This window comes from Vibrio sp. UCD-FRSSP16_30 (assembly GCF_001676025.1).
Taxonomy (GTDB): Bacteria; Pseudomonadota; Gammaproteobacteria; order Enterobacterales; family Vibrionaceae; genus Vibrio.
Genome location: NZ_LZFW01000003.1, coordinates 44,332 through 68,540, shown reverse-complemented (window position 1 = coordinate 68,540; position 24,209 = coordinate 44,332). Strand labels below are relative to the sequence as shown.

The 24,209-nt window shown below is 41.3% G+C and carries 17 protein-coding genes; 7 read left to right on the top strand and 10 right to left on the bottom strand.

The annotated features are described in order from the left end of the window. Positions 1-35 precede the first annotated feature (35 nt). A complete protein-coding gene (locus A9260_RS03260) occupies positions 36-1,604 on the bottom strand; it encodes a sensor domain-containing diguanylate cyclase (RefSeq protein ID WP_068696160.1) in 1,569 nt (522 codons plus the stop codon). A gap of 152 nt (positions 1,605-1,756) precedes the next feature. Between A9260_RS03260 and A9260_RS03255 the strand changes: the two genes are divergently transcribed. Then, positions 1,757-2,200, top strand: coding sequence for a carboxymuconolactone decarboxylase family protein (locus A9260_RS03255; RefSeq protein ID WP_068696159.1), 444 nt, complete (start codon positions 1,757-1,759; stop codon positions 2,198-2,200). Between the two features lie 316 nt (positions 2,201-2,516). On the opposite strand, the gene astB is transcribed toward A9260_RS03255, so the two are convergent. Beyond that, positions 2,517-3,863 carry an N-succinylarginine dihydrolase gene (astB, locus tag A9260_RS03250; protein WP_068696157.1) on the bottom strand — a complete coding sequence of 449 codons (1,347 nt, stop codon included), beginning with the start codon at positions 3,861-3,863 and terminating at the stop codon, positions 2,517-2,519. A 14-nt stretch (positions 3,864-3,877) separates the two neighbouring features. Next, positions 3,878-4,963 carry an arginine N-succinyltransferase gene (gene astA, locus A9260_RS03245; RefSeq protein WP_068696155.1) on the bottom strand — a complete coding sequence of 362 codons (1,086 nt, stop codon included), beginning with the start codon at positions 4,961-4,963 and terminating at the stop codon, positions 3,878-3,880. A gap of 538 nt (positions 4,964-5,501) precedes the next feature. Between astA and A9260_RS03240 the strand changes: the two genes are divergently transcribed. After that, the gene (locus tag A9260_RS03240; protein ID WP_068696153.1) at positions 5,502-6,242 is read left to right on the top strand and encodes a type 1 glutamine amidotransferase; all 741 of its coding nucleotides are present in this window, start codon (positions 5,502-5,504) and stop codon (positions 6,240-6,242) included. Positions 6,243-6,408: 166 nt separating this feature from the next. On the opposite strand, the gene A9260_RS03235 is transcribed toward A9260_RS03240, so the two are convergent. The 3 genes from A9260_RS03235 to glgX form a co-directional block, all read right to left on the bottom strand. Further along, on the bottom strand, positions 6,409-8,235 hold the full coding sequence (locus tag A9260_RS03235) for an ABC transporter ATP-binding protein (protein ID WP_068696151.1): 1,827 nt from the start codon (positions 8,233-8,235) through the stop codon (positions 6,409-6,411). A 239-nt stretch (positions 8,236-8,474) separates the two neighbouring features. Continuing rightward, positions 8,475-10,355: a sensor domain-containing diguanylate cyclase gene (locus A9260_RS03230; protein ID WP_068696149.1), complete on the bottom strand. Its 1,881-nt coding sequence runs from the start codon at positions 10,353-10,355 to the stop codon at positions 8,475-8,477. Between the two features lie 267 nt (positions 10,356-10,622). Then, the gene (gene glgX, locus A9260_RS03225) at positions 10,623-12,623 is read right to left on the bottom strand and encodes a glycogen debranching protein GlgX (protein ID WP_068696147.1); all 2,001 of its coding nucleotides are present in this window, start codon (positions 12,621-12,623) and stop codon (positions 10,623-10,625) included. A 604-nt stretch (positions 12,624-13,227) separates the two neighbouring features. On the opposite strand from glgX, the gene lamB reads away from it, so the two are divergent. The 3 genes from lamB to A9260_RS03210 all read left to right on the top strand — a co-directional run bounded on the left by lamB (position 13,228) and on the right by A9260_RS03210 (position 16,326). Continuing rightward, entirely contained in the window at positions 13,228-14,460 is a 1,233-nt protein-coding gene (gene lamB, locus A9260_RS03220) for a maltoporin LamB (protein WP_068696145.1), read from the top strand. Positions 14,461-14,602: 142 nt separating this feature from the next. Further along, entirely contained in the window at positions 14,603-15,421 is an 819-nt protein-coding gene (locus tag A9260_RS03215) for a MalM family protein (RefSeq protein WP_068696143.1), read from the top strand. A 275-nt stretch (positions 15,422-15,696) separates the two neighbouring features. Further along, complete coding sequence (locus A9260_RS03210; protein WP_068696141.1) at positions 15,697-16,326, top strand: hypothetical protein; 630 nt, start codon at positions 15,697-15,699, stop codon at positions 16,324-16,326. A 140-nt stretch (positions 16,327-16,466) separates the two neighbouring features. Here A9260_RS03210 and A9260_RS03205 read toward each other — a convergent pair whose 3' ends face one another. From A9260_RS03205 to A9260_RS03195, 3 genes are all read right to left on the bottom strand, one after another. Beyond that, entirely contained in the window at positions 16,467-18,536 is a 2,070-nt protein-coding gene (locus tag A9260_RS03205; protein WP_082957034.1) for a YjbH domain-containing protein, read from the bottom strand. 87 nt (positions 18,537-18,623) lie between these two features. Further along, positions 18,624-19,598, bottom strand: a complete 975-nt coding sequence (locus A9260_RS03200) for a hypothetical protein (protein WP_068696139.1) — start codon at positions 19,596-19,598, stop codon at positions 18,624-18,626. Positions 19,599-19,671: 73 nt separating this feature from the next. Then, a complete protein-coding gene (locus A9260_RS03195; protein WP_068696137.1) occupies positions 19,672-20,229 on the bottom strand; it encodes an outer membrane beta-barrel protein in 558 nt (185 codons plus the stop codon). A 319-nt stretch (positions 20,230-20,548) separates the two neighbouring features. Between A9260_RS03195 and A9260_RS03190 the strand changes: the two genes are divergently transcribed. Together A9260_RS03190 and A9260_RS03185 are read left to right on the top strand one after the other, a co-directional pair. Beyond that, positions 20,549-21,430: a DMT family transporter gene (locus A9260_RS03190; protein ID WP_068696271.1), complete on the top strand. Its 882-nt coding sequence runs from the start codon at positions 20,549-20,551 to the stop codon at positions 21,428-21,430. Then, the gene (locus tag A9260_RS03185) at positions 21,423-22,250 is read left to right on the top strand and encodes a methylated-DNA--[protein]-cysteine S-methyltransferase (RefSeq protein ID WP_068696135.1); all 828 of its coding nucleotides are present in this window, start codon (positions 21,423-21,425) and stop codon (positions 22,248-22,250) included. The genes A9260_RS03190 and A9260_RS03185 overlap by 8 nt, the downstream gene beginning before the upstream one ends. 75 nt (positions 22,251-22,325) lie before the next feature. Here A9260_RS03185 and A9260_RS03180 read toward each other — a convergent pair whose 3' ends face one another. After that, positions 22,326-23,711 (bottom strand): YjiH family protein, encoded by a 1,386-nt coding sequence (locus tag A9260_RS03180; protein WP_068696133.1) that lies wholly within the window; start codon positions 23,709-23,711, stop codon positions 22,326-22,328. Between the last annotated feature and the right edge of the window lie 498 nt (positions 23,712-24,209).

Here is a 24,209-nt window from a genome sequence, read left to right as displayed (position 1 = left end):
TAAGAAGAAAAAGACTTTCAATCAATTTTTTATATTTAGCGACACTCTAAGGTATTACGTCCATTTTGTTTTGCTTTGTATAACGCTTTATCGGCGTCAGTAATAAGCTGGATTAGCGAGTTATTTGCGTCAGGGGTGCAGCACGCGCCCCCTAAACTGACGGTAACATACGGTTTAGCTTCACTTTTTGCATGGGGGATTTGCAAAGACGTTATTTTTTCAAGAACCATTTTCGCTAGATGAGTCGCGCCGTGTATATCGGTATTCGGTAACAATATAACGAACTCTTCACCGCCGAATCTTGCCACTAAATCGGCAGGTCTGACTAACACTTCTTGTAATGTCTGAGCGACATGAGCCAAGCATTCGTCACCCTCAATGTGTCCATAATGGTCGTTATATTGTTTAAAATAATCAATATCACACATGATGATGGATAAAGGTTGTTGCTCTCGTCGCATTCTGCGCCATTCTACCTCTGAGACAGAATCAAATTTTAGTCGATTGGGTATGTTAGTAAGGGAGTCGGTGACGGATAATTGCCTCATTTTATTAAGAACTTGCTCTAGGCGCTGCTCTTTGCTTTCAATGGCTTCTAACATTTTATTGAGTTGATGAGACAACTCGCCAATTTCATCGCTAGATTTGACTTGTGTTCGTTGCTGGTAGTTTTTGGTATGAGTAATTGATGTTGTGTTTTCGGTCAATTGTGAAATAGGGGCAATGACGATCTTTCTAAGCACGATCCAGACCGCAACTAGCATCAACATACCTAGTGCAATACTTGCCATGACCGCGGAATGGATAGCAATTTCACCTTGTTCGCTAATGTCTTTTTGAAAGTAAGACTGGATCAGCAAAATCGGCTTACCGTCATTAAATAGATAACGAGAAACCTCTAGTCTATTATCGGGTAAATCTTTAACGATAAATTCATCATTTCGTACAATGGATTGGTCTGCAACGGGTTTTATCTGAAATCGAACATAAGATTGTTTGGTGATGTTGGCGATTAAGCTGGTATCGATATAGCGGCCACGGATGATAATGCCTTTCACTGGGCCTTTTTCGTCGGAGGTTAAAATGGGCCGAATTGAGTAGGCGATGGGTTCATTATTGAGTAAAACCAACCCCATATAATGAATATTAGAATCTATCGACAATAGTTTGGATTTATTGGCATCAGTTTGTAATCGATTAATAATACTTTGAATAAAATGACTATCGTTGATAAACATATCGAGATCTTTATCATAGATTCCGTGCCACTTGAGATGTAATCCTTCATCAAGAAACAATAAAAAATTAAAATTACCATTCCTAAATGACTCAATACCAAGATTAGACTCGATATATTGAGGGTTATTTCCTTGTATGAAAGAATAGGTGGCATCCCACGCCCCCCAATCCTTATTGAGCAGATCTAATCGCTCGATATCTTCATCAAGAAGAGCGGAAACTCGTTCAAAGTTGGTAATGGCATCTTCTTTTTCTAGCTGTTCGAAAACAGGGAAAACAAATCTCCATTGCACAAAGAAGCTAATTACCACCAATGAAATTAGCAGTGGTAATAGAACCAAAAGGATTTTTTTGGATAGTGACATTTTGTCCTTAAAACATCGAAGATATTGCAAATCTTGTCATTGATGGGGTCAATAAATAATGACTTAACTACATGATAATTAGCTATAATAGACTAAAACACAATAAAATAAATCAAGCACTTCCGTAACTGTTACATCAAACGAGGACCATCATGACTCGAGTAAATATTTATAAATCTCAGCCCGGCGCGTATAAAGCTTTTTTTGCTGTTGAGGCTTATCTTAAACAATGTGCTTTTGAGCCTATTATTGAAGAGTTGATTCGAGTGCGAACCTCACAGCTTAATGGTTGCTCCTATTGTATTCACGTACATACCAAGGGCGCATTAGCACACGGGGAGTCTCAAGAGCGTATCTTTGCTCTGCCAGTCTGGAAAGAGTCCGTGTTATTTTCTGAGAAAGAACGCTCAGTTTTATCCCTTGTGGAAGAAATGGTACATATATACGCACAAGGTATTACTGATAATACTTATGTTAGTTTACAGAATTATTTTACTGATGATGAAATAGGACAATTGATAGTCCTTTGCACCATGATGAATGCGTGGAATCGATTAGGTGTGGCAACACATGCTAATGAAAAAACTAAATATTAAGTATTTTTCTTATAGACAAAGAAAACCCAAGGCGAAGCCTTGGGGATGGAGAATGGGTCTACAATTTGTAATTCTGCCAACTGACTACAAAAGACACCAGGTCGTGTGAGGTTTATTATCACCTTTCTCATTGTATTGTTTTTGTATGAGGATAAATAATAACGACCCCTACAGCGTAAGGAGAAAATACCTAACTCGCTATGTCGCTGGTGGATAACTTTGATCAGAAGCCAGTAATCTACTGCTATTTTCATACCTTTGTTTTATCAGATTGGCTAGTTAGTTCCGTTCTAGTTAGTTCTGTTTTACGTTATGTCTACTGTTGGAATGGGTAGACAGAGCCAAGATCTAATATCTGCGATAGCTCATCTAATGCACACTGACTTTCTGTTAGTAAACTAGGGTCTTGTAGATCTTGAGCAGAAATTGAATCGCGATAATGCTTATCAACCCAGTGATTTAAAGTGACAAACAAATCATCACTCATCAATACCGATTGATTCATCGCCATACGTTCTTGCGGGGATAATACGACTCGCAAACGTAAACATGCGGGGCCACCCCCATTTTGCATGCTCTGTTGTAGATCAAAACAAAGTAGTTTATCAATGCCTAGGTTACTGGTGATAAGTGATTGTAGATACTCAGATACGTGAGGGTTCTGCTTACATTCCTTAGGTACGACTAATGCGGTTTCACCGCTCGGTAAACTGAGTAGTTGACTGTTAAATAAGTAGCTATTGACCGCATCTTGAACCGAGACTAAGGCATCTGGAACTTCAATTATATTTAACGGTTTTTGCATGGCATCATTGAGATTGTTATAGACAGAGTCCTTATTTAAAAAGGCCAACTCATGACAAAACATGACATTTCGGTTTCCTACCGCAATGACATCATTATGAAAGACACCAGCATCAATGACGTGTGGATTTTGCTGAGCAAAAACAACTTTGTCGTCTGTGAGTTTATGAGTACGCGCAATCGCACTACTCGCTTCTAAAGTCTGCCTTGCCGGAAAACGTTGCGGTTTAGGTAAGCTTTTATCAAAGGCACTTTCGCCAAATACAAAAAATCCTACGCCTTGCTCATGATAATCATGACAAAAACGAGTGTGATTAGCCGCACCTTCATCGCCAAAGTAAGAGGTGGCAGGCAGAGCGTTGTGATGATAGAAGTGGTTATCATCATTAAACATAGCTTTTAAAACTTGCCCTGTTTGTGGATGCTCAATGGAGCGGTGGAACTTATTAATCAGGTTGGCTGGGGTAAAATGCAGCTTATTATCTTGAGTATCAGAGCTTGGCGAAACAGTGGCGGCATTTGCGGTCCACATACTGGATGCCGAGCAACAGGCTGCGAGCAAAGCCGGTGAATGCTTGGCTGCTTGCTTTAGCACAGAGCCAGTATCACCGCTAAAACCAAGCTGGCGCAGTGCATGAATATCAGGACGAGCAAGAGGAGCAATAACACCTTGTGTCATGCCCAAATCATGCAAGGCTTTCATTTTCTTTAAGCCTTCTTTTGCCGCAAGCTTTGGGTTTGAAGCCTTGGTTTTATTATTTTTAGAAGCAAGATTGCCATCGGAAAGGCCCGCATAATTATGAGTTGGGCCGACAAGTCCATCAAAATTGGCTTCAAGGTGTTGAGCTGTATGGTTCATGTGAAATCCTCGATTTAAATCTGTGCTTGTGCTTGCTCTTGTTGAGAGTAAGAGCTCGAGTGTGAGTTAAAAAGAGCAACCAATACGGCAGTATCCCCATTTTTTAGTTGCAATATATCCGCCAGTTTTTGGCCAATAATCATGTAATTACCATCCAGCGAAATCTGCTTAGTGCTAATCGCCCTAAAATCCTTCACTTGCCCGTTACTCACCAGATAGGGTGTGGCATTAAGTGTGCTTTCTTCACTCAATGACTGGGTATTTGAGATTTTAACTGTTGCAGTTTTCTGCTCTCTTACCGCTCGAATATCGCTTGCTTGAGACTCTAACATTGGCCCAGCATCAAAGATATCGACATAGTGATTAAAACGAAATCCTTCTGATTCAAGTAGTTTGCGAGCTGGTAATGTATGAGGGTGAGTATGGCCAATGACTTCTTGCGCGGACTCTGGAAGCAAGTTGGTATAGATTGGGTTTTTGGGCATCAGCTCGGCAATGAACACTTTGTCATGCATGGATAGCTTATCGGCAATGGCAAAATCGAGATTAAAAAAGTGCCTTCCTAGCCCTTCCCAAAAAGGAGAGCTGCCTTCTTCATCACTAAAACCGCGCATCTCGGCAATGACTGTTGAATCAAAGCGATCTTGATTTTGTCCCATAAATAAGAAGCGACTTTTTGACAATAAATGCCCGTTGTAGCCTTGTCTTGAATCTGGCAGCAGAAACAAGGTACACAGTTCTGTGCATCCAGTATGGAAGTTACTTAGGCTTAGCGTTTGTACTTTGTTGTACACATCAAGCTCACGAGATGAGTGGACGGTAGTATCTAAGTGGTAGCTATAAAAAGGGTCTTGCAGGCCAACTCCGGCTTGTATCGCGCAGGTACCTACTAATGTTTGTTGCTGTAAGTCTTCGGCAACAAATAAGTAGTATCCATCGCTCAGTGGATGTTCACTATTAAACGTATCACAACCATCTTTAATCATTTGATCGATGCGTTTTGGATCATCTTGCATAGAGGTGAAGCCAGTGCCAGTTTGTTTGGCTAACTGGGCCAATCCTTGGTGATCTGTTGCTGTAATAGGGCGAATCAACAGCATATAAATTGCATCCTTTGCAAAGTTTAACGAGTAGACACAATACAGAGAGATCAAGGTGAATCAAGCTTGTGGTATTCAATTGTTACTCAATAATATTAAGATTATTCATCATTTATGCATTTGGTCTGCCTGTTTAGTCATGATTTAGGGGTTAATATTCGAATACAGACAAAGGCACTGATTAGTTATGGAGTAAGACGCAGAGGATAATGAAAGTGACTTTATTTTAAAAACTGTGATCATTATTCAATTTAATGCTTATGTTTCGAGTTTGTATTTGATGCCAATCGTAGCAATTTTCTGATCAATCTAGTGGTTTTTAACACTTGATAGCCGAGTGAAACTTAGGATAGTAGAAAAATAACTGTTCAAAAATATTCGCCTGTTCTTTAGTGTCTTTCCTGTGCTATTTCTGAGGATGATCTTACTGTGATTGGTATGAGTGTAAATTTTCAGCTAATTGCTTCTTCTGAGTGAAAAGTACCACCTATACTCGTAGTGTGACTTAAAATTGTTACCCAGAAAAAGAGGACGATGGATGAAGATAGGGATACTAATTTGCGGGCATCTGTCTGGCGATCTTGCAAACGTCTACGGACAATACTCCAATATGATCGTGACGGCTTTGCAGGCGATAAATGAGAATATTATTTTTTCTGAATATGACGCGCTTAATCAGCAACTTCCCGATTTAGATGAGTGCGATGGTTATATTGTCACTGGCAGCGTATATAACGCTTATGACAATGAACCATGGATTCTCGGCTTGATTGATTGGGTGCAGCGCTGTGAAGCTCGCCGAGCGCCGTTAGTGGGTATTTGCTTTGGTCATCAAGTGATTGCAAGAGCTCTTGGTGGCACGGTCGAGAAATCCAACAAAGGCTGGGGACTGGGTAATTATGAAGTCAATATCACCACGCAAAAGCGTTGGATGAATCTGTCTATTGATAGATTACGCATGTTGGTTAGCCATCAAGATCAGGTGATCACAGTACCTAGGGGAGTGAAAGTCATTGCATCAAGTGATTTTTGCCCGAACTTCATGCTTGCTAAAGATAATCATCTTTTTACGGTGCAAGGGCATCCTGAATTTTCATCTGAATTTCTCGCTAGGCTGGTGGATGAGCGCAAAGACTTGATTACAGAGCAGCATTATTTATCGACATTTGAACAGCTAAAAGAAGCGCCAGATTCTGCCATTATTTTGCATTGGATTGATGCATTTTTTGTGTTCAATATGGAATCAATTCAAGAAGCCAATTTTCAGAAGGTAGGGTAGGTTATACCCATCGAGGGTTTAGCTAGGAATAAAATTAAGGGAAGAAAGTACTGACTGTACTTTCTTCCCTTATTTGGTTTAGTTGCTATGCGATAAAGCCCTTAGCTATTGGGCGATACAGCTAGTAGTTATTGAGCAATAAATCATTCGCTATTGAGCTATTGAGCTATTGAGCGATAAAACCACCGGTTTGGTGCGCCCATAACTGAGCATAGATGCCATTACTATTAATTAACTCTTGATGCGTCCCTTGTTCCACAACGTTACCTTTGTCGAGCACTATCAGTCTATCCATTGAGGCAATAGTTGATAAACGGTGTGCGATGGCAATAACGGTTTTGCCTTGCATCAATTCATTCAAACTTTCTTGAATGGCAGATTCGACTTCTGAATCTAAAGCAGAGGTTGCTTCATCCAATATTAGAATCGGCGCATTTTTTAGTAGAACACGAGAAATAGCTACACGCTGTCTTTGTCCGCCTGAGAGTTTGACGCCTCGCTCACCCACTTGAGCATCATAACCAATATTGCCAAACGGGTCGGTTAGCGTTTCAATAAACTCATGCGCTTGAGCTTGCTTGGTTGCCGCAATTAATTGCTCTTCATTGGCATCTGGATTGCCATACAAGATGTTATCGCGAATAGAGCGGTGTAGCAGTGAAGTATCTTGAGTCACCATGCCGATATTGCTGCGTAATGAGTCTTGAGTAATGCTAGAGATATCCTGCTGATCAATACTAATCTTGCCACCTTCTACATCATGAAAGCGCAGTAATAGATTTACTAAGGTAGATTTACCCGCTCCTGAGCGTCCGACTAAGCCTACTTTTTCACCCGGTTTAATGTTTAAACTTAGGTTGCTAATGACGCCTTTATTCTCACCGTAGTGAAAACTCACATCATCAAATTGTATGCCACCTTGCTTAACCGCAATAGGTTTAGCGTCTGGCTTATCTTGGATATCAATAGGCTTAGATAGCGTCGACATACCATCGACTGTGGTGCCCATATTTTCAAAGAGTGCTCCCACTTCCCACATGATCCACATTGACATGCCGTTGAGACGTAAGGCTAGACTAATGGCAATCGCAATGGCACCGACACTGACGGCATCGTCCATCCACAACATAATCGAGATCGCGGCAATGGCAAACACCAATACATAGTTCACTATCTCAACCAGTACATTAAAGCCTGTCACCAAGCGCATTTGCTGATAAACCGTGCTGAGAAAACCTTCCATGCCTTTTTCGGCATATTCGGTTTCTCGTTTGCTGTGAGAAAACAGCTTCACTGTCGCGATATTGGTATAGCTGTCAACAATGCGACCGGTCATGGTAGAGCGCGCATTAGCTTGCTCTGAAGAGACCTTTTTTAGTCGCGGAACAAAGTAAATTTGAATACCAATGTAAGCCAGTAGCCAGACTAACATTGGCAGCATTAAGCGATAATCAGCATGGGCAAGCAGCACAATAATTGAAGTAAAATACACACAGACATACACAAAAACATCCAGTGTTTTCATCACGGTCTCGCGCACTGATAACGAGGTTTGCATGACCTTAGTGGCGATTCTTCCGGCAAAATCATCTTGATAGAAAGATAGACTTTGTTTTAAAAGGTAACGGTGCGCCATCCAACGGATGGACATGGGGTAGTTACCCAATAGTGTTTGGTGCTGAATAAGAGAATGTAAGATAACCAGTACCGGCATGACAACCAGTAACAGAATCCCATAAATCAGGAGAGTATGGCCATTTTCCTGCATAAAGGTTTCAGGATTGCTTGAGCTTAGCCAGTCGACAAGATTACCCATTATGCCAAATAGTGATACTTCAACAATGGCAACTATGGTACTTAGAAGTGCCATCAGTAATAGTGGTTTTTCAAAGCCTTTAGTGTAATGACGACAGAAGGCAAACACAGTGTTTGGTGGCTGTTCAGGCTCTTGTTTAGGGAAGGCTTTGGTGAATCCTTCAAAGATTTTATACATGGTTATATCCTACAATGTGGCCTTAAGAGGGCCTGAAATATCACTAGCTTTTGCTAGGTAGGGTGGAATTTAGCGACGATTGTTAACGAACTTATTATTTATAAACAGCGACTAATAAGTGCTCAATAGAAAGCGATGAACATCAACAGACCTTAAATGTGAGCTTTTATATTTGTGAGTACCAAACTAGTTAATTATTGAGTCGATACCTGCGCATATAAATCATAACCATCAATTAATCAGTCAGGCATACTCATTATGGTCATGTTTTTGCCTTTTTTCTTCGCTTTATCGGTTGCTTGCAGCGATGTAGCTAGTGTTTTATCTGAAGAATCAAGCAGATGAGAGATACCTATGCTCACAGTAAAAGAGACATCAGTCTTATCAAACTTAAATCTGTGTTTGGCTATGGAGTTTCGTAGATTCTCCGCGACAGTATATGCATTATGCTGATCGCTAGCTTGATAAAGTATGCAGAATTCATCGCCACTGGATCTTGCGGTTGATAGAGTCGAGGATACCGGGAAGTGCTCACCGATGATCTGAGTCATTTCTAGTATCAGTTGGTCGCCACAAGTATAGCCGTATTGATAATTGACCTGTTTAAGGTCATCCACATCAATAGTGAGCAAATAAATATCCGTATGGCCTTTATAGCGGCTGATTTTATTACGTAATGTCAGTAAGTTGTCTTGATTGGTTGCACTATCACGCAATGATAATTGACGATGCAGCATTACATTACTTAATGCCGTTTCAATGTAAGTTTGTAGCAGCTTCATCAGGCTTGAATAGGTTTGTGTGCGATGCTCAATAAAAATCACCCCTAACAGTCCTTTATGCCCCATTAAAGGTAAGCGATAAAATGCTTTATCTAGCTGAACAGCCCTAGCCAAGCGATCATTTTGACTATTTCGAATGTAAGTAAGCTCACCATTTAATAGGTTAATCGCATACTTTTTATCGTTGATTAATAATGACTCTTCACCTTGATAGTCGATACTATAGAAAGCATGGGTTTCATAATTATACAAACAAAGTTGAATACGGTTTCTAGAGCAGAATCTTGATAATAAACGGGTGAGATTATTTTTAAATTCAAGGAGATCACTGGAGCGTTTAAGTTGCTTTAGCTCAAATTGGAGTTGACCATTGATGTAATGATAGGCCGATATCATCAGTAATAATGTCATTGCTAATACCACGATTAGAGTGACGGAATAACTGTGTGATAATAGGCTTGAACGATTAGTGGTTGAGAAGTAGACCCAATTAAGGTTATTTCTGGCACTGTAGACGGCAAGCTTAGGTATATCTCCATAATAATAAGAGACATGCCCAGAACGATGTTTATTTAGAATATTATCGTTGGGTGAAAATTGGTACGTTGGCTTGCTAGAAAAGTAATGACTGACTGGGCCTGACTTAATCTCTTGTACCACTTTACCGGCAATCGCGTATTTATATACAGTGGCGCTTTTCCCTATTCGGTTAGGATCTGGATGAAGCAAGATTTGTCCTGTTGTACGGTCTACCACAAAGACATTACCAGCATTCATGGGTTGCAGATCGATTAATGCTTGGCTTACAGCCCACAAGTCATATTCAATAATGTACTGTATTTTATTTCTTGGGTGCTTTTCACGAATCGCAATGACCCAACGTTCATTGTAGCTTTGATAGACGTTTGAAACTTGATAGTCATTTTGTAGCAATTGAATATCAGTCCATCTAAGAGCATCTATTCCGATAGGTTTAGGTTGGATTGCCCGCTGTTTTGCGGCATTAATCTGTAATTCTGAGAGCAGTTGATGGGTTTTAGTATTATATCGAAGAATATCGTTATAATTTTCTGAACGATTGACTAAATTAATCGCTTGTTGGTTCGTTGCCGTTATCCCTGCTGTAGCAGAAGAATAATTTAGAGACGAAATCGTATTCTTAGTGCTATTGAACTGCTTTTGGATGAGCTTAGTTGCCGTTCTCAAGTTCGCATGAGATTGAGATATGACGTCTTTCTCTACTTTTAGATAATGCTGATAAGCAACATAAATTAATATGGCAATAAGTACGACCACATAGGGACGTAAAAGACGGATAATTGTTCTTGGTAAAGCCATATATATTGATTATCTAATGTTATTTATTATTGAAGTTCCAACCCTAATTCGGTTGCTTTTTATCCGTCTGGCAACAACAAGCAATCATATACAAATATGAACTGTGATCAAGTTCTCTTTTTGTATATAAGTGCAAAATGATGTTTAAGGTTATCGATGCTGTCAAAGCATCATCGCTAATTTAGAGCTCACAGTCGCGGTACCAACAAACTGTACTTAGACATTGTCCTGAACACAGCACTGAGAGCTCCTTATTTAGATCATCGATTAGGCTTCAAGGACTTCTTGTATCGCGGGTAGGATTTTGGCAGGGCTTTCTGCTTTTAAGATGACCATGCTCTGAGGTTGCAATAGCATATCCTTATTAATGCATCCCTTACCTGCTAATGCTTCTGCTGTATCACAGATCAGTTGCCAACGCTCAATTCCCCCTTCTGGAAGTTTAAATCGAGCTGGGGTTTGTGACTGGTTAATGTAATAAAGCAGTTCTGCTCCATCAGTACCAATCCCTAACTTTAATGAAACAGCATTGAGCTGATTCCAATCATCCATTTCCATTAGGTTTCCGTCAGGGCGGTGCCAACTTACTCGATTGTCATTGCGGCTTTCTCCGCTAAAGGCCTCAATAAAAGGCACCATATGCTGCTGGCGTGCTTGCAGCATATCAGAGAGCCAAGTTTTGAAAGACTGCTCAACCTTACCCAACTGCCAATTTAACCAACTTAGCTCATTATCTTGGCAATAGGCATTGTTATTGCCTTTTTGTGAGTGTGAAACAACGTCGGCTGTGAGTATGTGAGGGATACTAAATGAAAACAGTAAACTGCTCATAAAGTTACGCTTACGTTTTTCTCGTAATTTGATAATGTCAGGAGAACAGGTCGCACCTTCTACTCCTAAATTATCAGATCGGTTGTCTCCGTGACCATCATGATTATGCTCACCATTATCTTCATTATGCTTCATTTTATAGGAAACCAAATCCTGCATTGTGAAGCCATCATGATAAGTAATGTAGTTGATGGTCATTTTGTGGGGCCAGCGGCTCGCACTGTATAAATCCCGCGATCCCATAATGCGAGTGGCAAATTCTTTTAAGAAACCTTGATCACCACGCCAGAAACTGCGGGTGATATCTCTAAATTTGTCATTACATTCATTCCAACCGTCAGGGAAATTACCTACTTGATAGCCATTTGGACCTATATCCCAAGGTTCGGCAATCAGCTTGGTTTCTTTTAAAATAGGGTCTTGTGCGACCGCTTTAAAGAATGCTGCTTCACGATTGAAGTTGTCACCGTTGCGCCCAAGTGTTGCCGCAAGATCGAAGCGGAAACCATCAATTTTATATTCTTGAACCCAATAACGAAGCGTATCCATAACTAAGGTTAATGCTGGTTGATAGTTAAGATCGACGGTATTTCCACAACCGGTAAAGTTGGCGTAATGGCAACCGTGTTTTAAGTAATATTGCCCATCAAGAAGTTTCAGGTTAAATACTGGACCGCCATCACCGCTTTCTGCCGTGTGGTTATAAACCACATCTAAGATCACTTCGATGCCATTTTTGTGCAGCTCACGAATCGTTGTCTTAAGTTCAGTAACGGCATCGGTTGCAGCGTAGCGAGGATCTGGAGCCATAAAGACATATGGGTTGTAGCCCCAGTAGTTCACTTTACCCATATCGAGTAAGTGTGGTTCATGCATGCAGGCAGCAACAGGCAGTAGTTGTAAGCAATTAATGTTTTGCTCTTTATAGAAGTCCAACATTGCATCACTTGCCAGTCCTAGATATTTACCTTGCTCGGCGGCAGGTACATCTTGGTTTAACTGGGTGAGGCCTTTAGTGTGAGTTTCAAATAAAACTATTTCTGATCGCGCTAAACGAGGATGCTCAACATCTTGCCAATCGAAATCAGAGGAGATGACGACAGATTTTGCCATTGACCAGCTTTTATCATTGGAAAATGGAATTTGATAAGAAAGTGGTTCGCTTAATGCTTTTGCATAGGGATCAGAAAGCAAGATCTGCTCATTTTTCTGGTCACAGACAATAAACCCATACTGCTGATTAGCCCGTACACCTTCAACGTAGATATGTTTAATACCCGCGTAGCTTTCGGTGATTGGATAGGTTTCAAACTTACCGTTGCTGTCGAAAAGAGCTAATGCAATCTCTTTGCAACTAGGAGCATGAATAGAAAAGTTACATCCACTTTTATCTAATTCTGCGCCAAGCGGATAGGGGCGCGATTTCTTACTACTCATTCTTTGGTTTGGTCTTTTGTTTATTTTGTGAATGGTTTGAGTGTTAAGTTAAAAGGTTTACTGTTGTAACGCAATAGTGATTATGTACTTGTATGATTATAGAGTGAATTTTAGTGATCGGTATAGTGGCTCTAAGTGGGCTAAGTTATGAATAAAAGTAAGGATTTATGGTGTTTATTGAGCATAAATCTAGATTTATTGAGATATTTGAAATTGTAGATTTTAACCCATTGAGATCTCGCTCACGAATTATAACATTTGATTATTTTTCGATGAATGTTTAAGGAACTTTTAAAAAGCGATGTAGATCTATATCTGCGGTGAATGAAAGGTGACGGTTGTCATTAACAATACACTAACTCCTCCTTAATAGTGTGATCCTTTAGACAAAGAGCCTGATCTACGCCCCCCTCCCTTTATTCTACCTCCCCCGTGATTTCACCCAAGGAGGAGGACGGATAGTTTTAGCATTCGAATTATTATCTCTGTGTCGAATAAAAACAGTTTTTACACTGACATTCTTTGTTGGCTTTATTAATGGATGGACTGTTAATCAACTCAGAGTGTATTAGAAAAATAATAATCGTTTCGGGAGTTAACGAGAATGAAAAAGGTCAACCTACTAACTGCAGCGGTTACTGCTGCCCTACTATCTACTTCTGCATTCGCAGTTGATTTTAATGGTTACATGCGTGCTGGTACTGGTATCAGTGGCAACAGTGGTTCTGATGTTTCTGTCAACAAAAACGGTGTTGGTCGTCTAGGTAATGAAAATGACAACTACTCTGAGTTTGGTCTTTCTCAAGATCTACAGACAGGTGAAGTAAACTGGCGTATTGAATCAATGATTGCTTCTGGTGCATCTGGTGCAAACGGCTGGGAAGATGCTGACTTTAACGTTGCTCAGTTTGCTGTTAAAGCAAAAGGTGCCCTGGCATTTGATCGCGGTGCAACACTTTGGGCAGGTAAAACTTACTACCAACGTAAAGACATTCATATTACGGACTTTTACTACCTAAATACATCAGGTACTGGTGGTGGTATTGAGAACCTATCAATCGGTGAGCAAAAACTCTCTTTGGCTCTAGTTCAAGACGGCGAAACGGATGATTCAGCAGGTTATATTGCCGATGCTCGCCTAGCAAATATCGGTCTTTGGTCAGACGCTACTCTTGAAGTTGCACTTGCTTATAACTTTGCTAACGAAAAAGATGGCGGTTCTCAAGAAGCTGATGACGGTTTGTTAGCAACCTTTATTCTTCAGCAAGGTCTAAGCAATGGCTTTAACCAAACAGTATTCCAGTACGGTACTGCAGGATACGGTGTTCAAGCTGCTAACTTCTGGGGGGCAGGTTCATACTATTCACGTGGTACAGAAGCCTACAATGATTCTACAGGTTACCGTTTGATTAACTGGGGTGTGATCTCAATGGGTGACTCGTGGGAAATGGGTCACCAGGCTGCTTATATGGTAGGTCAAGACATTGGTGGTATGGATAATAAGAATAATACTGGATACACAGGGCAGCAGTTTGATATTGACCAGTACTCAGTAGTCGTTCGTCCAATGTACAAGTGGGACGACACTATGCGTACCGTATTTGAAGCGGGTTACAACGCTGGTGAGCGCATTGCAGATGATGGGCTGAGCACTGAAGATTTCGGTAACGCTAAATTCACTGTAGCTCAAGCTTGGGCAATGGGTAGCAGCTTCTGGGCCCGTCCTGAAATTCGAGTTTACGGTTCTTACATCTTAGATACTGAAAACGATAACGCATTCGGTGCTGGTAACGACACTGAGTACGTTGTTGGTATCCAAGCGGAAGCATGGTGGTAATCAACTCGATATAACTTGAGTTAGAGTGATTATATAGCTGACTTAACAGTCGGCTATTTTTTTAAGGGCTTTCATCGGTTGTATTTGCTATAAGTGACTATTACTGATGAAAGCGATTAAAAAAATAACAAAGGAAATCCCAATGAAATTAAAAGCCTTATTTTTAAGCTGCTGTGTGGCGCTTGCTGGCTGTGCAAGCCAAGAAAGCATCCATCAAGTTGGGTCAGAAACGTCAGTTACTTCAGTCGTTTCTCTTAATAAATCCGCTTTAAAGTTGGATACCCAAGCATTAGTTACTATCGATGAACATACTCAAGTATTGAGTAATAATCTCATTGATAGCCCTGTGGTCGCTTTTGAACTTCCTGCAAACCGAGGCCCATTAGATATTTCTGTTACAAGTAATATGACTGATGAAGCGTTCTTTTCTCCAGAGATTTTAATTGTCAGTGACAATGGCGATGTGATCGAAAAATACGATGCATCTGCATTTGAATATCAACGACCACGTTTAGCGTGGGGCGATCGTTTAGTGGCCAATGTAAGGTTAACGCCTCCGGTCAATCAACAAACCGTCACTATGTTGATCTATACGACAAAGGCGGAGCTGGCAACTACGACGGATAGAATCCACCCAGCTCGCGCAATGGCAGAAGGAAAGGGCAACTACCTTCCTGAAGTTAAAGATATTCCGACTAAACATGCCGCACAGGGTAAGTTACTGGTTGAGGTTTCAGGGGCAAGCGTAGGGCTATTTGCCAGCGATGATATTGAAAAGCATTCTAGTGCATTAGATGCAACAGTTGAAAAATCAACTCAGGATTATTACTACAACGCTATCACCAAAGCCGTCAACGAAGACAATATGCCCAAGGCATTAGCACTGTTAGATGAAGCCAAAGATCTTAAAGTACAAGGTGCACAGCAAGTTTATATTGATGCGCTGGAAGCTCATAAATAATAGATAGAAGACCTACGATATTATAAATAAAAGATTGTTCTAAAAACGTCCTATTAGTCAGAGAAGGGAAACCTAACTCTGGCTTTTTTTGTCTTGTTGATAGCATACAAAACCGTGTTGTACCTAAGCTCATCAAGAGAAAAAATAAGCTTGAGCTATAATAATGAGATATCAAGATTAGAAGTGGTAGCCTAGATGGTTTCTATGGGTTACTTGGTATCTTTGATCATAGTGAAAAACATTGGAAAATTGAGTTTTCCGGATAAGGGCACAGTATGTTAACCGTTACTGAAATTATGGCAGCGGGAGGAGTAATCATTCTCTTTATGGTGCTTTTCTTGGGCATAGGTAAATGGATATCAAGCCGTTCAGAGAAGTCTGAATACCGAAGACTTCAAGCAAAAGAAAAAGTGCGAGCGACAGAGGCTCAGCGAGTCAGGCTGCAGAAAGAAAAAGTAGTATTAGCTGATAACGGCCACCTGACTACTCAAATCGAGTTGGCAAAAATAAATGAGTCAAAATATCCTAAAGAAGCGGTCTATTGGTATGAAAAAGCCGCTCTTCAGGAAAGTAGAGAAGGTATTGAAGGTCTTATCAGAGTGTGTGATTCATCCTCTGAAGAGCTGTTGTCGCAAGATAGCCTACGTTATTGGAAGAACGCACTTGATGCACTTAATGGTGATGAGCAGGCCGAATACGAGCAAGGTATCGCACTGTTTGAAGGTTTTGGCATTCAAAGCAATATGGATAGAGGTCTTGCGTTAATTGAACATGCCGCCAATCGACGTTGCCTTCGCGCGCAAATGTTCCTCGTTGATTGGTATCGCTCCACGGAAAACCCACTTGCTGATGAAGAAAAAGCACAGATGTGGAGACAAATGTCTGATACCAATCACAGTAAGTAAATGTTCAAAAATAGCGCAATTATCAAGTGTTTACCTTGATATTGATAGAAAAAAGCGAAGCCTTTCAATTGAAGGGCTTCGCTTTTTGGTTAGTGCAGAACGGAATCTTTGATCAATTGAGCTTGTAAAATAACAGGGTGTTATTGCTCGTAAACCACCTCGTCTAAGTAACGTAAATACGCATTACGCAAACGAACCGGATTATGTTCAAAGTAGTTCGGACTTAATCTTGCTCGGTCATAATACTGCGTATCAAGATCGTGATAGTTATTTGCTGTTTGCCCTAAGCCAGTATTAAGTTGGTTGTGGGTTTCTCCAACACGAGTTTGTACATTGAAGTTCCATTCACTCACCCCTCTAACAGTAAGGTATTCAGGCTTCATTCCACGCCAGAATGTCAGTGGTATGGAGATATTGAGTGCGACAAACTCTTCTTGCTCACTGGTTAGATAAGAAGCATCGAGCCTAGTATCGCCAAGCCAATGACTGGACGTAGCTTTAACGCCTTGATCTCCGCCCCAAAATTCACCACCTTGTACTTGCATCTGCCAGTTCCATTGAGCCACCGACAAACGGTAATGAGTAAGTAATGGGGTGCGCGCCTTGGTATCGATGCTGTCTTTAGCTTCAAAATAGCCAACTTCAAAGCCTAAGTTATGCATACCCTGAGCACTGTACCATTGTGTTTCGTTCTGGCCGCCGTAGTAATCACTGCGAATAAGACCAAGACTAAACTGAGTCATCATATCGACCGGTAGACGAAATGCTTGATGAATTAACGCGCGGTCTACTTCATTCTCCAGAGCACTATTTTGGTAATAGCCATCATCGTAGTCATCACTGTTGGCGATAGGCAAAATATGACGAACATCGATAGCCGCACCTTTCCACAGTGGTGTATAAAGATTGGTGCCTAGTCCAATAGAGTAATCAAAAAATCCATATTCAGTGGCGACAGCGTAATTCATGACGGGTGAGAAAATAACCTCACTGTAACCAAAACCATCATTGGTGGTTTCGTAGTGCCAATGGGTTTGCTCTAACTTTGCATTGAGAGATTGGTTAGAGAATTCTATCTGTTGGCACTCAATACCAGTTGTTAGAAAGTCGCGATAACATTGTAGCTCTGTATTGACCGCCAGCATGGGCAGTTTGTTGTGCAGTAAAATCAGCTCAAGCTTTTGCGAGTGACTGTTACCTCGTGGCAAGTCGGCAAACAATCCTTCACCAGAATTGGCGGCAATGATACCTAAAGCAACACCTGCACCATCCATTTCATTGTGTTGATAACGCTTGTTTTCTAGGGTGACAACTAGTGTATCTAGGTTTGAGCCCACGCGGATATTGATAAACCCTTCTTGCTCAAGTTTGCCAATGAGTTGGGTGATACTGCTAGCGTCAGCATTGGCAAGCTCAGTAGCCAGTTGTGTCGTGGTATCGGGCTTAATATCTGAGTATTTTTTGCGTGTGAAAGTGTCACCAAAAAAAGGTACCGATGCACTAACAGCCCAAAGCGTTTGATCTTGGTTATCGTGCCCAGTATAGAGTTGATATTGAGCCGCTAATTGAGCGCCGTAAGGAAGTGAATCTTGCGGTGTCATCACACGTAGCGCAGCATTAAACTCTTGCGCGTCATATTCACCAGCCAGCTGAATAAAATCAAAAGGCTGCCATTCTGCTCCTGCAAAAGCGCCATCAAGGACACCAAGGCTCAAATCAGATTTAGCGTAACCGCCACTAAGACGTAAATTTAAGGCGTCAATTTCAGTATCAGCGACCACAAAATAGGCATCAAAGTTACTGGCTGCGCCGCCAATGTCTTGCGCACCAAAGGCGAGGTTAAAACCGGTTAAATCGTGTAAATAGGGAAGCTGAAATTTGGCGGTAGCAGAGAGATCGCGGATACCACAGCCATCGGTATAACAATTCGAGTCATATTCTTTGGTCACAATGCGTCCGCCTACCTCAAGATGAGGAAATACGCCGGCGTTGACATACCATGAGTCCAGTTCAGCTATGTTGCCACGATAAGGCACCCCTTGAGCAAAAGAAGCCGAGCCTTTGCCTGTGGTAAGGGTTTGGGCATTGGGCGTAAAAATGAGTCCGCTGAAGCCTTGCTGGGAAGGTAAAATATCAACTTGAGCAAGGGCGGGATAACTAAAAGCAGTCATCAATGACAAAGTGAGAGTGCGAGATGCAGTCATCGGCATAGGAACATCCATATCCTAAAGATTTAAAAGAGGTGATTAAAGTACAACGCCTCAATAAAGAGGCGTTGTGTAGAGTGGTTTTAACTGTTAACCAGTACTACCGCCACCGCCTGTTGCTGGTGGGGTCTCTTCATCTATGGGCGGGATCTCCGTAGGTGGGATCTCTTCACTTACATCACCTTCCTGTAGAGGATCATCCCCTGTAACAGTACTTGGTGGTAGTGGTTCTTCTGGATCAGGAGTTGCATCTAATGCTGTTTTAAATTTTATTGGATCATTAAGGTCTTCGGTATAGTCCACAAATGTAGGTTTACCAGCACTGTTAATTGGGAAATCATCTTGAGCGGCTAATGAGGTAGCGATGGTCTGGGTTACGTTAGCTATTTCATCTACAGTACGTTTTTCACTGATATCCCCTTCATCTAGCTGTTCTTGCGCGCCGACTAAAGCATCAGAAAGAATCATAGTCGAAGCTTGGACACTCTTTGAAGTAGCATCATCCATGCTATCAAGCGCCGCTTGAGGGTCACTAAGCAGAAGCTTCTTCTGTGTGTCGGTCAATTCAGTACCTGCAGGAAGTGTTGCCGCAAAGACGTTGTCAATGATCTGGTCAACAGTTAAACCTGAAGTATCATCTTCAATTGCTTGGGCAATAAGTGAAGTGTATGGTGTGCCTACAATGGGTTGACCTGCTTCAATAAGAGAGCCAGGAACCGTATATACGACCTTAGTCATGTATTTACCGTTACTCTCATCCTCAGCTGCATTGGTACCACCACCACTTGGTTCAGCACTTTCGCCAAACTTAAAAGAGCACTGCGTTGGATCTTCGTCAAATAGAGGGTAATTGCCTTTACCGACATTAATAATGCCTTTTCCGCCAGTTTCACCGAGATAATCCCAACCGTTATCAGCACAGTTCATATAGGTATCTATAAATCGAACCGCACCATCAAAAGCTTGAACAGAAGTAGATGTAGGTTCTACTCGGTTATCATTGTCACTGCCACATGCCGATAAAAGGACACCACTGACAGCCATTGCGATTATTTTATATTTCACGATTATTCTCCTGTGTGAAACAACTGCTATCCATCCATTTTGGATAGCCAATTAAAATCAGTTTGTATTGTGTTTAGCGCCAGTGGTAGATTGCTACCAAGCCGATATTGTTGATATCAGGGCCACCAATGTCGTTGTACCATGTATAGTCTAGTGCACCTGACCAGTTTTTATTAAATGCATATTCTACGCCAAGCCCTAGGTGAGGCGTCCAACCATTATCGTTTGAATAAACGTTAGATCCGTTGGCATTCCAGTCATACCATTGGGTTCCGGCTTTTCCGTAAATGGAGACTTCGTCAGTAATATTATGGGATAATTTAGCGGTTAGATTGATTGTTTGTGCATCGTAGCTTCCCGATACATCTTTGAGATCGGCTTCACCAAGGTTTTGATAGCCAAGTTCGAATGCTACCCATGGAAAAGCTTGTATACCAACTGATGCACCCCAAGAAACGTTTGAGTCATCGACACTTGTAGCATTGGTCACATCCGAACCAAGGCCGCCCCAGTTAGCTACTCCTAAATTAAGTCCACCATAAAAATGCGGTTCATGTGCAGTGCTTTCGTCGGCGATAGCCGTCGTTGATACCGCTAATAAAAGTGCAGCAGCTATGCTAATTTTTTTCATCGGCTGAAATCCTTATCAGTAGATTGAGATACAAGTTTAATTCTAAGGTTACTTTGTTGTTTGTTTCTAACTTTAACTTATTGTTAAACAAAATAGTTTCACCAATTTGAACTATATGTGAATTTTGTAAATCAATTGTTTAATTATTGGGTCTGCGTCACACTTCCAAATATTTACCTTATGTTTTATTGCTCAATTTTCAATTGGCGTCTATGTCAGTTAAATATTGCACAAGAATCGGGTTGAGTAATGGCGGGTTAGCGATCACACTCACTGCATCAGTATCATTTCTACAGGCGTTATTTTGACTATTACCAGTATGCTTCGATTACTTTGCCTTGCCGCTATTTGGGGGGGCTCGTTCCTTTTTATGCGCATATCTGCAAATGCACTAGGACCTGCTTATTTGATAGAAGCGAGGGTATTGTTTGCGGCCATCAGTTTATTGATGGTGGCTTTTTACTTAAATAAACGTTTAGATTTTGTTCGTTATAAGAAACACTTTTTTATTATTGGGCTATTTAATACCGCACTGCCGTTTTTGTTATTTGCTTATGCAGCGCAAACACTGCCAGCCTCTATTTTGTCTATATTAAATTCTACAGCGGCTATTTGGGGCGCAGCGATTGCCATTATATGGTCTCGAAGATTACCGACTGTAAAGGTGATTATTGGCTTGATGAGTGGGGTAATTGGCGTTTATATACTGGTCGGTTTTGATAGCCAGCTGTTATCTAAGGATTCAGGTATGGCAATGATTGCCGGGGTAATGGCTGCTTGCTGTTACGGCATTGCCAGTAATTATGCAAAGCATGCGCCTAAGATTTCGTCATTTGATAATGCTCATGGCAGCATGTGGGCGGCTTGCCTGATTGTATTACCGCTATTGCCTTTTTTACCGATCAGAGAAATGCCAAATTTAGAGATTTCTATCTCGGTGGTGTTACTTGGGGTGGTGTGTACTGGACTGGCTTATCTGCTTTATTTTCGTCTAATTGAAGATCTTGGCCCTCCATCGGCCTTATCGGTTACTTTTCTAATACCATTGTTTGGAATTTTGTGGGGGTATCTATTTTTGGATGAACAGGTCGGGTGGAACACTGCGTTCGGCGCTTTATTTGTTATCGCTGGTACTATGCTAGTGACAGGGTTTTCAATAAATAAATTGTTTATATCAAAGCGAGCAACCACTGATGAGTAGTAGTCAACAACGTCATTATCAGACGGTCGAAAAGGCGATTGAATATATTCGAGCTCATGCGCATAAGCAGCCCAGCCTGTCTGAAATCGCTGAGCATGTTTATGTTAGTGAGCATCATCTGCAGCGCATTTTTACTGAATGGGCAGGGATCTCACCAAAGCGATTTATGCAATCCATCACTAAAGAGCGAGCACTACAACAGCTGAAACGTTCTAATAATTTGCTAGAAGTGGCAGATAATATTGGCTTATCGGACACGGGTCGATTGCATGATCTATTGGTCTCTTGTGAAGCGATGACGCCGGGGGAGGCCAAAAGTTTAGGTGAACAGCTAGTGATTACCTTTGGTTCCGCGCAGACGCCTTTTGGCATCGCAGTTATTGGCTGGACTGATAGAGGTATCTGTTTCTTGCAATTTGTTGATCTTGATGTGCAACAAATAACAGAGAGGTTACAACAGCAATGGCCACTGGCAAGCTTGCAAAAAGGAGATGCTCAACCTATTGCTAACTCTGTGTTTTCTGGCTGTGGAGATAAAATTCATCTACTTGTGAAAGGGACTAATTTTCAAATTAAAGTATGGGAAGCGTTGATAAAAAGTCATTCAGGACAACTGCTTTCATACTCGCAAATAGCGAAACAAGTCGGCTCACCCAATGCATCGCGCGCGGTAGGTACTGCCATTGCTTCTAATAGCATTGGTTTTCTTATTCCTTGCCACCGTGTGATTCGAGGGGATGGGGATGTAGGACAGTTTCGTTGGGGAAGTGATCGCAAAGTTGCGATTCAAGGCTGGGAAGCGGTGCATTGCAATGAATAAAAAAGGCCGTGAACAATAGATAAGATTCTAATATTCACGGCCTTTTCTTTGGGTCTATTTTACTAAATTGCTAATTTAAAAAATCAGATGTGCGACTCCGGCAATCACTGGTAGCGTAATTAACGTTCGCAATATAAAGATAATAAATAGCTCACCAATATTGACGGGAATTTTACTTCCTAGAAGTAGTGCGCCTACTTCTGACATATAGATAAGCTGAGTGACCGACATAGCGGCAATCACAAAGCGGGTTAGCTCACTGTCGATGGAAGCGGCAAGAATGGCAGGAATAAACATATCTGCAAAACCCACCACAATGGTTTGCGATGCGGCGACCGCTTCAGGAATAGCAAGTAGCTCTAAGTAAGGAACAAATGGCTTGCCTAAAAAGGCAAAAACAGAAGTGTATTCCGCGATAACTAAGGCGATAGTACCTAGTCCCATGACAACAGGTAGCACGCCAAACACCATATCAACCGCGTTTTTAACGCCTTCTTTAAGTACGTTACGCACAGAAGTGACTTGTCCTGCTTTTTGTAGCGCTAAATCCATTCCCCATGAAAAGGTTGTGTGACCAGTAGGGACGGCATTTGCATCGTGATCAGGAATTGAACCATCAATGAAAACATCCTTTTTACGGCTTAGTGGTGGTAGGCGCGGAATAATGACCGCAGCAACAAAGCCTGCCAAACAGATAGCGGCATAGAAAGGTAAAAATAAATGCTCTAGATTGACTTGAGCAATGACAACCAAGCTAAATGTAATTGAAACCGCAGAGAAAGTCGTACCGACGACGGCTGCTTCTCGTTGTGTATAAAACTTACTTTCGTATTGCTTACTGGTTAGCAAAATACCGACACTACCGTCACCTAACCAAGAGGCCATACAATCAATCGCGGAACGACCAGGTAGATTAAATAATGGACGCATTATTTTGCTTAATAGCGTGCCAAAAAGTTCAAGAAGACCAAAATTGAGAAGTAAAGGAAGTAATAGGCCTGCAAAGATGAACACGGAAAATAGAGTCGGTAGTAGCCCGTCTAAAACTAGGCCTCCGGTATTTTCTTCCCAAATGGCTGTTGGACCCATTTGAAAGTAAGTCATTGTAACTGCAATACCGCCAATGACTCTCACCGTTAGCCACAGTGGTGAGGGCCTAAATAAGCCATTTAGAAAGTCACTATTGGCAATAAAATGTGGTGTTTTAATCGCGCACAGTAAAGAAGCGATGGCCATTGCTGCGATAATTAATGTAATGATGCCGATTAAACTGCCATCTAATACTGCCTGTAGGGTTTTAGCTAAAACCGCTACTGGTATTGTCAGGTTCCCATCATAACTAATGGGTGCCATAAATAGAAATAACCCAATAATGGATGGAATGAAAAAGACCCAGAAGTTGCCTTTCGCAGACTGCTTAGCATCACGATCATCTCGTTTAGTTTCGTGGTTAGGTTGCATTATTTAGCTCGTATTCGTGTTTGGTCATGGAGAAAAAATTGATGTTTAAAATTCGCATGATTTTTAGTCATGTAATGGTGGGCAAGGATACGGTATCAGAGAGACTAATAGCAATACTATTCAATAGTAATATGTAATTATTCATTGTTGAAATTCTGTTTTTTGCGATTTAGGTAGGGTTTTGTTGTGGTTTCCTCGTGGTGACAGGTGCATTACTATGCAAGTGATATTAGCGAGGTTCAATCAATATAATAGCAGGATGAGTGACTGTCCTAATTTTGCACTGGTGGTAGTTGACCACTTAGCTTGTAAGAGATCTCTTACAAATACGTAGGATAATGGAATAATATTACTCAGAAAAGAACGTGCAAATTCGTTAAGTGCATGAATTTATTTGTTTTTGTTGTTTTGCTAAAAAATAGGTCATATTCGTAAGTCTCTGTGGTTATTGTAGATAAGCTCAAAACAGGCGAAACTTTAGTTGTCAGCAGGAAGCAG